General features: G+C 38.3%; 14 protein-coding genes. 7 read left to right on the top strand and 7 right to left on the bottom strand.

Going from position 1 to position 13,149, the window contains the following annotated elements; translation table 11 throughout:
- The first annotated feature begins 2 nt into the window (after window positions 1-2).
- Window positions 3-344, top strand: coding sequence for a heterocyst frequency control protein PatD (gene patD, locus B4U84_RS01415; RefSeq protein WP_017312382.1), 342 nt, complete (start codon window positions 3-5; stop codon window positions 342-344).
- Between the two features lie 65 nt (window positions 345-409).
- On the opposite strand, the gene B4U84_RS01420 is transcribed toward patD, so the two are convergent.
- Window positions 410-1,495: a DMT family transporter gene (locus B4U84_RS01420; RefSeq protein WP_017312381.1), complete on the bottom strand. Its 1,086-nt coding sequence runs from the start codon at window positions 1,493-1,495 to the stop codon at window positions 410-412.
- A 289-nt stretch (window positions 1,496-1,784) separates the two neighbouring features.
- On the opposite strand from B4U84_RS01420, the gene B4U84_RS01425 reads away from it, so the two are divergent.
- Window positions 1,785-2,282 (top strand): hypothetical protein, encoded by a 498-nt coding sequence (locus B4U84_RS01425; protein ID WP_131115137.1) that lies wholly within the window; start codon window positions 1,785-1,787, stop codon window positions 2,280-2,282.
- A 362-nt stretch (window positions 2,283-2,644) separates the two neighbouring features.
- Window positions 2,645-3,820: a glycosyltransferase gene (locus tag B4U84_RS01430; RefSeq protein WP_131115139.1), complete on the top strand. Its 1,176-nt coding sequence runs from the start codon at window positions 2,645-2,647 to the stop codon at window positions 3,818-3,820.
- Window positions 3,821-3,941: 121 nt separating this feature from the next.
- Here the strand turns inward: B4U84_RS01430 and B4U84_RS01435 are convergent, their stop codons facing one another.
- A complete protein-coding gene (locus B4U84_RS01435) occupies window positions 3,942-4,724 on the bottom strand; it encodes an HAD family hydrolase (RefSeq protein ID WP_044450319.1) in 783 nt (260 codons plus the stop codon).
- A gap of 439 nt (window positions 4,725-5,163) precedes the next feature.
- On the opposite strand from B4U84_RS01435, the gene infC reads away from it, so the two are divergent.
- Complete coding sequence (gene infC / locus B4U84_RS01440) at window positions 5,164-5,631, top strand: translation initiation factor IF-3 (protein WP_278248333.1); 468 nt, start codon at window positions 5,164-5,166, stop codon at window positions 5,629-5,631.
- A 146-nt stretch (window positions 5,632-5,777) separates the two neighbouring features.
- Here the strand turns inward: infC and B4U84_RS31410 are convergent, their stop codons facing one another.
- The 5 genes from B4U84_RS31410 to B4U84_RS01465 form a co-directional block, all read right to left on the bottom strand.
- Entirely contained in the window at window positions 5,778-6,509 is a 732-nt protein-coding gene (locus B4U84_RS31410) for a hypothetical protein (protein WP_242677512.1), read from the bottom strand.
- A 66-nt stretch (window positions 6,510-6,575) separates the two neighbouring features.
- On the bottom strand, window positions 6,576-7,412 hold the full coding sequence (locus B4U84_RS01450; RefSeq protein WP_131115141.1) for a hypothetical protein: 837 nt from the start codon (window positions 7,410-7,412) through the stop codon (window positions 6,576-6,578).
- Window positions 7,413-7,681: 269 nt separating this feature from the next.
- Window positions 7,682-8,800 (bottom strand): DNA-processing protein DprA, encoded by a 1,119-nt coding sequence (gene dprA / locus B4U84_RS01455; RefSeq protein ID WP_131115143.1) that lies wholly within the window; start codon window positions 8,798-8,800, stop codon window positions 7,682-7,684.
- A gap of 416 nt (window positions 8,801-9,216) precedes the next feature.
- Complete coding sequence (locus B4U84_RS01460; RefSeq protein WP_131115145.1) at window positions 9,217-9,873, bottom strand: DUF2301 domain-containing membrane protein; 657 nt, start codon at window positions 9,871-9,873, stop codon at window positions 9,217-9,219.
- Between the two features lie 314 nt (window positions 9,874-10,187).
- Window positions 10,188-11,009, bottom strand: a complete 822-nt coding sequence (locus B4U84_RS01465; protein ID WP_017312371.1) for an SAM hydrolase/SAM-dependent halogenase family protein — start codon at window positions 11,007-11,009, stop codon at window positions 10,188-10,190.
- A 119-nt stretch (window positions 11,010-11,128) separates the two neighbouring features.
- Between B4U84_RS01465 and pirA the strand changes: the two genes are divergently transcribed.
- The 3 genes from pirA (at window position 11,129) to B4U84_RS01475 (ending at window position 12,857) form a co-directional block, all read left to right on the top strand.
- The gene (pirA, locus tag B4U84_RS30250; protein WP_017312370.1) at window positions 11,129-11,284 is read left to right on the top strand and encodes an arginine synthesis PII-interacting regulator PirA; all 156 of its coding nucleotides are present in this window, start codon (window positions 11,129-11,131) and stop codon (window positions 11,282-11,284) included.
- Between the two features lie 664 nt (window positions 11,285-11,948).
- Entirely contained in the window at window positions 11,949-12,395 is a 447-nt protein-coding gene (psbU, locus tag B4U84_RS01470; protein WP_044450323.1) for a photosystem II complex extrinsic protein PsbU, read from the top strand.
- A gap of 261 nt (window positions 12,396-12,656) precedes the next feature.
- A complete protein-coding gene (locus B4U84_RS01475; protein ID WP_017312368.1) occupies window positions 12,657-12,857 on the top strand; it encodes a hypothetical protein in 201 nt (66 codons plus the stop codon).
- The last annotated feature ends 292 nt before the right edge of the window (window positions 12,858-13,149 follow it).

Below are 13,149 nucleotides of genomic sequence, written 5' to 3' on the forward strand. Positions count from 1 at the left end.
GAATGTCCGTCAATCAAGAGAGATATCACACCTTCGTAGTACTATTAGAGCAACTCCGCTCACAAACAGTAACTCACCAAATAGATGCACAGCAACTGCGACAGCATCTTTTGTCTTTACAACAACTTTTTCAGCAGAATATTTTACCTTTAGCAGAGGAAAAAACACGAGAACTATCCTATAGGACAGAGATCAGTAAGCAACTGCGACTATTGGAAATTGACATCATGTTTTTTCAAGGTGCGCGACAAGCTGCTACTGCTGTTGATCGACTCAAAACGATTAGCGATCGCCTCACAATTATCATCGAATACTGTCAAGCTATTCTGCAATCAGCAGACTAATCAATTGTCAGTCATCAGTTACCAGTGAACAAACAAATTTGCTCACAAGCAAATAGTAGCTGTCTCTACGGTAGAATTTCCGGTTCAGATTCTCTGACAGGAATGCTGACGGAACTAAGCTTCTTCCCAGATGCTTCTACAACCTGCTGCTGTGTGGTAGTTGCGGGTTCTGACACAGTGAGATCATCGTTCCTAGCAGCTAAAACATCGCGTTGATTAATCAGGTAAATACTAACTAAAGTCAAACCCACTCCTACCCACTGTAAGGGACTAAGGACTTCTTGCAGTAATAAATTACCGAATAATAGAGCAAATACAGGTGTGAGAAAAGTCAGGGAACTGAGACTAGTAAGATTACCGCTAGAAGCAAAATAGAAAAACAATGCGTAGGCGATCGCACTACCAAATACCGTAGCATACCCTAAAGCTACCAAATCTGATGGTACAAGATTGTGCCATTGTTGGGATTCTGCAACCGATGAAATCCCCCATAAGGGTAAACCACCTATAATCATATGCCATCCTGTAGCAGTGACGGGATCAGCATGACGGCTGACAAAGCGGATCATCACCGTACCCACCGCCATACTCAACGCTGCTAACAGCATTAACCATTCACCACTAGCAAACAGAGAATTGAAAAGTGGGAGAGTCGGAGAAAGGAAAATTTCGGGAGTTTTGTGAGACAAAAGACTTAAAATCAGTTCATCAGGTAAGCCAATTAGACTGATCCCCGTCACACCTAATAAAAGTCCTAACCATCCCCACAAACCAATTCTTTCCTGAAATAACCATGAAGACATCAAAGCAACTGCTAATGGTTGCGAGTCGATCATCACTGATCCCAACCCAGCACCAGTTCTAACTAATCCCTCAGCCAAAAAGCCTTGAAATAAAGTCCCATCTACCAAAGCGAATAAAGCAATCCACAGCCAAGCAGTCCAGGTTTTGGGTTGGGGTCTGGCCATAAAAGCGCCTGCAATTAAAATCAGTACCCCTGCTGGGACTATCCGCACCCCCGCCATAAACAGTGGTGTTGTGTGGGAAATTACTCCTTTCATCGCCACCATCGCCGTTCCCCATAAAAAGAAGGGTGCGATTAATACTAGGGGAGTTAAGGAAAGCCGAGATGCACTGAATTTCAGCTGCATGAGATTGCTGACGCCTTTGTTTTACAACTGCATAAATTGCTTTACCTAATTTTACCTAATTATGTCTTTTTGTGAAGGAAAGAATACCTAGTTTGTAAGCTGATGTGCGCTTAGATTAAATATTCTTGGGTTCGGACTGTCCAGGGTCAACAGTCCAAAGTCCAAGCTAGTCTTTGACTCTGGACTGTTGACTTTTGACAATCTGATCGCAAAATATACAATTTAAATGCATAACAGCTTAACATAAGTCTTATGCTTATACTTCAAGAATTACTTAAGTGCAAAAAGAATGAATACTTCTACTAAAAAGATTTCGCCTGCACTCTTTTCTTTAACATTAATTTGCTTTTTTTTACCTTTTATTACTATTTCTTGTCGTCAAGAACCACTAGTCACTTTAAATGGAGTTGAAGTAGCAACTGGCAAAGAAATTCAATCGCCAAGCATTTTTGGAGAACCCGCAAGAAAAGAAAAAATTCCTGGTGAACCTTTAGCTGCACTGGCTTTTCTTTCTGGGGCTATTGGTTTAGGTACCAGCTTTTTGAAAGCTAAAAAAAGTGCTGTTATCCCAGCAGGATGTGGAGCCGCAGGATTTATTTTATTACTAATCGTTAAATCTAAAATTGATAATGAAATTATCAAACAGGGACAAGGTTTAATTCTTGTTAATTACGGCTTTGGATTTTGGTTAGCCTTTTTTCTTTTCATTTGTGCCACCTTGATCAATATTTACATCGTTGTTCAAGAGCAAGATGAAAATAAGCTGGATTCCACAGATGTTAATTGATTTATTAGGAATCGGTGTATGAGTTGGGAAAATTGAAAGGCAATAAACCTAATTTATCCAAAAAGTCGCGGTTATTTTTAGCTATTAACTTCAGAATGATTTTAGAGAAAGCTGTTACGAACGCAGTTTCCACAGCTTTCTCTGAAAAATTACTTATTTTTGTCGAAAAAATATAAATTTAAAATTAATTATATGCTCAAATAAATATTCAATTCCGTAAAGTCAACATTTGGTTTTAGTTAACGCATTTGTTAGCATTTTAATGTACAGTAGTTATGTATATCCGAATTAAGTTCTCGTCGAATTTACTTTATTTTATCCTGATATTTTCCAAAATTTAATCATCACGATTTTGACTACAAATGCTAAATTCACAAATAAAAGAAAACTTAGATTTTCCGCAACAAATAAATACACCAATTAATCATGTATTCGTCTTTTTGGAAATTTTTTCCTGTGAAGGTGGAATTCAATCTTATGTGAAAGATATTTTTCAAGCCTATTTGGAATTAGCTAAACCAATACATACAGATATATTTATATTACGTGATGCCTCTAATTGCATCAATCCTTTTATATCTGAACGCTGCCAATTTCATTATTTTAAAACTTCGTCACCCCGGTTTGGACGAGTGAAAATGGCGATCGCATTATTCACTCATCTGATCCATCAACGACCCCAGCGTGTTTTTTGTGGTCATATCAAGCTAGCGCCTTTGGTGGGGATGTTATGCCAATTTTTGGGAATTCCTTATACTGTCATCACCTATGGTAAAGAAGTTTGGGAACCATTACCAAAGTCCATGCAATCCAGTCTGCAAAAAGCAGCCCAAATTTGGACAATTAGCCGCTACACTCGTGAAGTTGCCTGTATAGTCAATTATCTTAATCCTGATCGCGTCAAAATTTTACCTTGTGCTGTGGATGGCGATCGCCTGACTCCTGGAGACAAACCAGTTAATTTAATCGAGCGCTATGGTTTACAAAAAGCTAAAGTATTAATGACTGTAGCGCGGTTGTGGTCTGGTGATATTTACAAAGGCGTGGATATTACAATTCAAGCTTTACCACAAATAGCTCAAGTTTTCCCAGAAGTGAAATATTTAGTTATAGGTCGTGGTGATGATCAACCCCGTCTCGCCAAGCTAGCACAAGATTTGGGAGTTAGCGATCGCGTTGTATTTGCTGGGTTTGTACCCACGGAAGAACTAGTAGAACACTACCGTCTAGCTGATGCTTACATTATGCCTTCTCAAGAAGGGTTTGGGATTGTCTATTTAGAAGCAATGGCTTGTGGTGTCCCCGTACTATCTGGTGATGCCGATGGTTCCGCCGAGCCACTACAAGATGGTAAACTCGGATGGCGAGTTCCACACCGCGATCCTGATGCTGTAGCTACAGCTTGTATTGAAATCCTCAAAGGTGAAGATCAACGATGTGATGGTGAGTGGTTGCGAGAAATGGCGATCGCAAATTTTGGTATGGAAGCCTTTCACAAACGATTACAACAGGAATTATCTTATACCAATTCTATATGAAGACGCATACAAAGACCCCACCCCGGCTTCGCCACCCCTCCCCGTAAGCGGGGAGGGGTAAAATTCGGGAGCAGCTTCACGAAGAATTGGTATTAATTTGTTTGTAGTTAACTACAAACAACTAAACCCATTCCGAAAAATCTTGCCCAAACTGAGACAATGATAATAACTGAATGCGTGGATCATTTTGGGCTGTAGTTTTTTCTAAAGCAGTATTGTAACCCCAATCTGCGAGGAAGAGTTTTACATCTTTCAGGTCTATTTGCTGGTCTACTAGCTGTAATGTTTTTAATCGATCTTCCACAAACCAGACTGTTTCTTGTGGTGTTTTGTGTAATTGAATCAATTCTCGTAAAATTTCATATTTGGGACGTTTCACTTCTTTACCGAAAATCTCTTCTGAACCTAAATTTACTCCTTCTTGGTGTAATAATTGCTGGACAAAACGTCCTTCTTTTGTAGAGATAATATATAGTTTGCTTGTGCTAGCAATTGTCCATTTGAGTTTATCAATTATACCTGGATAAAATCGATGCAAGCTCAACCAACTTTCTAAATCATTAGCAATCCATTCATCGCGCAATTTATCTAATTTGGTGCTAACTTCTTTCGCATTTAGATTGTCTTGAAGCAAAATTTTCTGGTGAATATGATGCCAATTTTGGAGGATTTCTACTTCTGCAATTCCTTCTAACAAAGCTTTGACTAAAACAGGCATTTCCCAACCTGTTTCAATTACGGGTCTAAGTCGATAAAATTGAGAAGCCAAACCAGCTGGTGGTGTTTCGTTTGCAGGGAACCAAACTTGGCAATAAGTACGCCATGCTACCTCAAAATATTCAATAAGTCCGTCGCAAATTACACCATCAAAGTCTAATGCGAGAATTGAGGGAATATTTGCCATTGTTTTTGTAGATGAAAGCTGCTTTCGTCGGCTTAACGTAATTTATCATGGTGCTGAACCATGTACAGTGTCAAGTTTATTGTGACGGACTGTTTTTCACTGTTCAGGATTTTACTTTTTCCTTTTCCCGTCATCCTCTAACAGGATTTTGGATTACCCTGCGCTTCGACACGAAGTGTAGCCGCCCATAGACGCCTTGCGACTTCCCGTGAGGGTAGAGCGTCTATGGAAAATGGGATTGACTCTCAGGATTTATCTGCTTTCTTGTATCCTGCTCGGAATTATTGGTCAATTAAAAATTGATAGAGTACTAGCGATCGCAATTTTTGATGATAAAATAGCTTGCTCATACTTAACGTTGTGTTACCTTAGTATTACTGGCAAAACTAAACTCTTGAAAAACTGAGAGGAAATTATTATCGTAGTCCAAAAGCAACTCATTAACTCCCAAATCAAGTCACCTCAAGTCTTATTGATTGACCATGAAAATAACAATCGTGGTCTGATAGACACCCGTGAAGCTCTAGAAATAGCCCAGAGCGTAGATCTTGACCTGGTTGTAGTCTCCCAAGATAAAGATACTCCAGTGGCGAAGATTCTCAACTATGGTAAGCTTCAGTATCAAAAGAAAAAACGTCAAACGCAAAGTGCTAGACCCACGGTCAAGGAAGTACGATTCCGTCCAAATGTGGGTGCAGCTGATTACAATTTACGTATTAGCCAAGCAACTCAGTGGTTAAGTAAAGGCGATTCAGTAAAGTTTGCTATTCGTTTACGAGGTCGAGAACATCAATATCGTGATCAAGCTGGAAAATTGCTAGACCGGATTGTCGATGATCTCATTTCAGTGGGTAAAGTTCAGTCGCTTGATAAGCGCTCACTGATTCTTCAAGTCATTCCTGCTTAAATTAATTTTTTACCAATCTCCTAAAAAATTCCTCAATGAAGAAATTGAACTAGATGAGGGTTTAATACATTGAACGGGTAAGAACCCACTTCACCAATCAAAAATTGTTCTGGTGGAATGCGGTTCTAGCCCGTTATTTAGTGCGGTTAAGAGAGTTGTAAATTCAATCCAGAGTTCTCAGTTTCTGGGTTTGAAATATTCCATAGAGCAAACATATACTGTGTTCGCTGTTCAGTTAATAGCATACACCAAGCCATTATTAACTCAGAACCACTAGCAAATACTGTACCAACCATATCTGTGGGTATAGCATTACCAACAAGAGAAACGAAAGCACCAACAAATAACCAAGACCATTGCAATCTCCGCCAAATACCAATACCAATAATCATCACAAACAGGTTAACTAAAATAGTGATCATTGGTGGTTTGTTAGGTGTGGCGATAACATAACGCAACATACCAGCAAAGGTTTCAGGAACTAATTGTATACCTATAAATTGAGTAGTGATATCGTATATTCCTAATGCGATCGCTAATATCCAACCAAAAATTCGTATAAACTGACTACCAGCCCAATTTACTCCAGCACGATGAGCAAGTTCAACCACGACAACAATGAATAAGGGAACAACTATATAATGGGAGAGGAAACGCAGCATATTTAATGATTTGAGTAATTCACCCTCACCAATTAAGCTTCCCGTCAGCAGAACCAAATTGTCATAGGTGCTAAATAATAACAGCATAGGTAGGACAATCATTGCTATACTATTTGAGTTCCGCCAGGTATGAATTGACTGATTTAGCAATAGCAATTGGGCAATAATGTAGCCAAGATGACAAAGTGGATAAATCACTAGTAAAATATTCATCATTATTTTTTATCTCCAAATATATTTAAATAATTTGTCTGATAACTGTAATAATTATTGACTTGTCAATTAGGTATCGGCTTTTTCAGATTGTTGAACTGGTTGAGATTGACGTCGGGGATTAATGTATACTAGATAGGTAAAAATAATAATTCCCATCTCTGTACCCGCTAAATCATGCAAAATGTGGAAAAGTGGATTGAGAACAGGATTAGATTGATGTTGAGCTAAAAGAAATACAAAAAATAAGTTGACACCTACAGAAAAGATAGGTACAAAGATAATTCGCCAATCTTGCAGAACTTTGTAAGCTCGATATGTCAAGAATCCAAAGACAATTGTCAGAGCAATATAGATGGGAATCTTCAAAGCAGAAATATCCAAACTTGCTCCTATAGGATACAAAATTGAGATGGCAATTAAACTGCCTACAAATAATAAGTCAACCAAATGATTGCGAGCAAAAGCATCTGCCCATAATGCAAAAGATGAAATTAAAAAGGCGTAAAATAGAAAGTTTAAGAAGGTAAAATCATTTTGGTAAAACCAATTTTGTTGAATATGCCAACCAATTTCAAAGGCAATAGCAACCATTTGAAATGGCAATCCTAAGTAAAGAGCAAAAGGAGAGTTTAACCCTTTAGATACTAAATAATCAGTTCGTTCATAAAAAACTTTCATACTGATTGGAACAATGACAAAGGGAAGCAAATGAGTAATAATGAGCGCTATTTTCCAGCCCCAAGAAATACCTCCCATTTCGGAAGATTGCCAAAATGTATAGCCAAAACCAGATGAAGTCACTAAAAAATAAAGAGCAGCAATAATAAAACCTGAACCAAAAATTGTCTTTTTAATAGTTTTATTATTTAGTTTATTAATTTGGTTAGATTGTGGTATCTGCATTGATAAATTACCCTGAAATTCAATCTTCAATATTTGTTATCTTCTTGCAGAAATCAAGGAAATAATTAAACAATTTAACAATCCTTTAACTTTTTCCCAACTTCTGCACTAATGTAATTTTGCAAGTAGTCTAAGCAATAAACTTAGATACCGACAGAATGAAGTTGATTCCAGATTCTGTCCTCAGTTTTTTGATTAAATTTATTTATTGACTTTTCCTACACTTTTACATCCCCACACCCATTTTCAACCCAAGCTAATGAACTTTTTCAGCTACGTTGATACCTCATTCCTGGTTGTTGTGAAATTAAACCCATCAATTCCAACTGCAACAATGCACTAGCAACAGCACTTGTAGCCATACCTGTTTGTTGGATAATCATATCGAAGGGTAAAGATTCTGAGGAAATAACATTCATTACTTGTTGCAGTTCTGGTGGCAAATCAGGCAAGATTGGTTGTTGTGGTTCTGGGGAAACTAGATAAGCATCTATTTTTGGTATTGCTCCCAGCATTTTTAATAATTCATCTAATTCTTTTAAAATAAGAGCAGCACCTTGACTGAGTAATTTTAAGCATCCTTGAGATGGGTAATCATCGACTCTACCCGGTAAGACATAAACATCTCTACCAAATTCATTCGCATAGTTAGCAGTAATTAAAGCACCAGATTTTAAAGGCGCTTCCATCACCAAGACAGCGCGACTCAATCCAGCAATAATCCGATTGCGACGGGGAAATTGAGTGCGATCAGGTGGGGTTTTGGCTGGGTACTCACTCAAAACTAACCCCGCACTTAAAATTTGTTTGTACAATTGCTGATTTTTCGCTGGATAGATAACATCTACACCTGTACCTAAAACTGCTATGGTGCGTCCTCCAGCTTTCAAAGCAGCGGTATGAGTTTCTGTATCAATTCCTTCTGCTAAACCAGAAACGACTGTAAAACCATTTTTAGCTAAAGCTGTGCTAATTTGACGAGTCCAACGAATACCATATTCTGAGGGTTGGCGCGTACCAACGATCGCAACCAATGGAGTTTCGCCTAAATTTTCTGCAAGTTCGACTTCACCACGAAAATATAATAATGGCGGTGGAGTGGCAATTTCTATTAGCAAGCGGGGATATTCTGGATCTGCTGGTGTCCAAAAATTTGGGTTTTGTTCTTGGTGTTGGATGAGTAATTGTTCAGGATCAAGATGCGATCGCTGTCTCACCACTTTTTGTAATGTCTGAAAACCAAAACCTTCCACCACTTGTAACTGTGCTGGACTAGCTTCCCAAGCTGCCTGGAGCGTGCCAAAATGCTGTTGTAATCGTTGGAGTAATACCGGGCCAATCCCTGATATTTGTGACCAAGCTAGCCAATACGCACTTTCAACTGCCAATTCTCAACCCTCATTGAGTATCAAGTCAAGGTTACTCGCGTTGATTGTCATTTGTCATTGGTCATTGGTCATTGGTCATTGGTACAGACGCGATAAATCGCGTCTGTACAATAGTCGGATGTATTTGAAAAAAAATCAAACTCGCAATTACACTAAAAAAAGTTATGATAATTCCTCATCCAAAAGTAGTTGGTATCCACAAATACTGACGTTTAAATAAACGTATGATGGGGATTTTTTTGGATTTATATTTCAATACAGTTCAGTTAAGCATTTCTTTCTTCTCTCTGCGTCCTTGGCGTTCTTGGCGGTAGCCTGCGGCAAGCCGCTGCGCGTCTACGTTATAAAAATTGATTTTGACAAAGAGTTTTAGCCTTAACTGAACCGTATTGATTTATATTTTACATTTTTCTGCATTAAACTTTTGCAGAACGTTTTGATTCTAAATAGGCAAACACTGATTTATCTCCAATATCTGCTGGAATTGCTTGTACTGTCTTCCGTATAGCAAAAACTACAAATAAAATTGCCCAAATTCCTAACAAAAGCTGTTCTAACTGTATTGGCAATATACCAACCAAATGTCCAAGTAATAATAAAGGTACGATGGGAGTTAATAATTTTGTTTCCAGACGATTGAAACAAAATGCTTCTTTAAAATAAATACCAGTCAAAGCCACGAATGTAAAACCAACACCCAATAATGTTAATGGTTGAGTGTAAATAGTAAGAGCTAAAGGCTCACTATTTGTAATTGCTAAGAGCATTACAGATATACTACCAATTAGCCAAAAAACTTGTAAAGCTCGGTGCAACTCTACCATGTAAATATGAATGGTAAGTAAACTAATACCAAGTCCTAAACTGAAACAGGCGTATAAAGGTGTGAGTAATTTTAAATTAGTGGGATTAGGATTCAATAATACTAAAGCACTGCCCACAGCAAAGCAAATTGCAGCTAGCATCAACCCACTACGGTAAATAATTACGCCTTTGCGATCGCTCTGAGTAATCGTAAATTCGCCAAATTGACCTTGATAAACTTCTGGTGCTGATATTGTTTGAGTAGTCATATGTCAAATTAGTTAGTGGTCAATGGTAGAGACGCGATTCATCGCGTCTGTACAATAGTCATTGGTCATTTATGAGAAGGCAGAAGGAAGAAGGCACTTATGCTGAAGGGAACCCCATAAATAAATTTAGGGGTTTCTAACAAGGACGCCTTGTATCTTGTGCTACGCACCTTGATACAAATCTTATTATCTTTTCCACGAATAAATTCGGGGGCTTGAAACCAAATGGCAGAATGAAGAGGACTGAATTTTTTGGTATAAATTTTTTATTAAACCTTCTGCCTTCTGCCCTCAGCATAAGTGCCTTTCTTCGGTCATTTGTCATTAATTATTTTCTCGCTCACTACTTGTATGGTATCTCCCAAATTCATCTGCAACTGCGATCGCGCATTACCAGTATTGATCGCCAATTCTACCCAACCGTGACTACCAACGAAGGCGATCGCATCGCCAATTTCCCCATCTCCATAAGTTTGACGTCCTGGTATGATTTTGTCACCCACAAGTACACCCCAACTTTTGCTTTCTAGGTAAGTTCCAGGAATATTGCTGACTAAGTTACCAAAATGATCAATATATTGAATACAACCTGTGATCATATTCTCGCTTTGAGTGCATTCAGCTATCTCTAGCTTGACTAAGCTTTCTGGATTGATTTGTGTTCCTAGCTGTCCTAGAGGAACACCACAAGCTAGATGCGCTCCTATTGGAGCGAATATATCTCGACCATGAAATGTGCTGCTAGGATTTGGAGTGCGCCAATAATTAGGATTTGTTAGTTCTACCGCAGCGATAGCAGGACTGTGACTCAACACTCCACTAAATAAGCCATTGTCTGGCCCGATCAAAAATCCATGAGCAAATTCTACAGCAATCGCCCTTCTTTTTCCTCCCACACCCGGATCTACTACTGCTACATGTACGGTTCCTACAGGAAAGTAAAGATAAGCATCCATCAGACAAAACCTAGCAGCAGCAATATTTTGCGGCGGAATCTGGTGTGTTAAGTCTACCACCTTTAGCTGAGGATTAATTTGGGCGATCGCTCCCTTCATCACACCTACATATACATCGCGATCGCCGAAATCAGTAAGTAAAGTCAGCAGTGATTGTAGTTTTTCTTGCTTTTCTAACATGTGATCTCATTTGCTTTATATGACCAAGCTTATTTTTTCTGTAACATATAGAACTAAATTTTGGATATGTTATGATCACAAGACATAAGTAAATAATGATTCAGAGCAAAGAAATTCTTATGATCACAAGCAGAACAGAAGTTATTAAAAAAGCACGAGAAGCTCACAGAGAAAGCATTAGAAGAAGTTTGCAGCATCGCTTAGAAGTAGCTAGAACTAAGGGCGATGAAAACCTCATTCGTCAGCTAGAAGCAGAAATGAAATATTTCGGTTAAACCATAAAGTCTACTGCACATAGGTTGTTCATAGTTCTGTTGTGTTTCTGCCTGCTGTTTTAGCAGGCTTTCTTATCTTAAGTTTGTAGTCAGGGCTTTAGTCCTCAGAATAAGCGCTATAACTGCTTACTACAAACAAACAATGAGAATTGTATGCCACAACTGCGTAACTCCTAAAAGATATGTGCAATATATTAATTTTTGTAAAAGATAAAAGTAAACATACGCCAAACCCTTACCAATGACAAATGACAAATGACTATTGTACAGACGCGATTTATCGCGTCTCTACCAATGACGATCCCTAATTTATTTGTGCCAACTTACTTAAGTATTCTTGCTCAGTTAAGAAATTTTTAATAAAAATTGGGTCAATCCTAGTAGCTGCAAATATTGTGGATATTAATACGCTGTATATTAGTTTCTGATGACTGCTGTGTGCTGATAAAGCAAATAGCTATCAGTTAAGGGAACAAGTAAATGTCTAATGGGTAGATCTTTCCTTGTAGTAGGATAAAGTCAAAGCGGACAAACACACATAAGCCCCTGGGCTAAGTTAGCGAGCTTTGTTACAAAACTTTATCTATTCCACAGGAAACTACTCAAAAGATCTTTACAACCTTTTACTAAGCGCTACTAGCTGAAAACTTTTTATTTCGGTTTGATGGAAAGAGGTGGAAAAATCGTGAAAAAATTGGTGCGTTTATTAACAGTCTTTAGTTTTTTGTTGGTAGGATGCTTGGCATGGTTAGGTACGCCTCAGATAGCCCAGGCTAGCAATTTTAACAGTTTTGCTTTGCCATCGGTTTCTGTTCTAGCCTTGCAGAATCCAGCAGATGCAAAGCTTGCAGATGTATATGGTGACAGAATTGATTTAAATAACACTAATGTGCGAGCTTTTCAAAAATATGCCGGATTGTATCCTACCCTAGCAGGCAAAATTATCAAATATGCTCCTTACAATGAGGTAGAGGATGTACTAAAGATTGAAGGATTGAGCGAACGTCAAAAACAAATCCTGCAAGCTAACTTAGATCACTTCAAAGTTACAGAAGTAGAACCAGTCTACACTGAAGGATTTGACCGTTACAACAACGGAATTTACAGATAAGATACGACTGTAAATACGATTACTTGCTATAAAACAGCATCCCACTCTTTTTTCTAGGGAGTGGGATTTTTATCGAGGGACACGGAAAGAGAAACTGCGATTTCAATTGCAGGCGGTTTTTTGAACAATTGGAATGCTCCCGTGCAAAATAATCCTTCAGACATACAGAAATTTCAGGGAAACCAGATTTTGGAAAGATGAATCTGTACCCTTATTTTTTTTAGACTGTTTCCAGAACAAAATGATCAGGAGTTAAAATTCATGTCTGCTGAAGGAAACGAAAAAGAAACTACACCATCTAATTCTGGTGCTGCTTCTGGTGGTTATCAAACCCCCATTGAAGAAGATATCCGTAAAACTGGTAACGCTGCTCAATCTGATGCTAAACAATCAGCTACACCAGAAGCACCAGGGGAAGATACTGTAGCGGGTAGTCCCAATCAAGGTACAGAGTCTCGTTAATTGCTTGACGCAAGCTTCAGAACTCTACTCGTGGAATCATCATCTAGATGAGTGCGCTAGCAAAATTTATGGAGTGGAGTTGTGTTTATCAAATACATAACTTCACTCAGTTTTTATTTTTGTCGATATTTTCTACAGATTATAGCATTTTTAGGGATCTGGGTCTCTCAATATAAAAATGTTCTTAAATAAACCGTACAGACGCCTGCATTCACAATGCAGATTGATAAATTCACAATGCAGGTTGATAAATTCGCAATGCAAGTTGATACATTCGCAATGCAGGTCGATA

Origin of the sequence: Westiellopsis prolifica IICB1, from assembly GCF_004323185.1 — a bacterium.
Classification (GTDB): domain Bacteria; phylum Cyanobacteriota; class Cyanobacteriia; order Cyanobacteriales; family Nostocaceae; genus Pelatocladus; species Pelatocladus prolificus_A.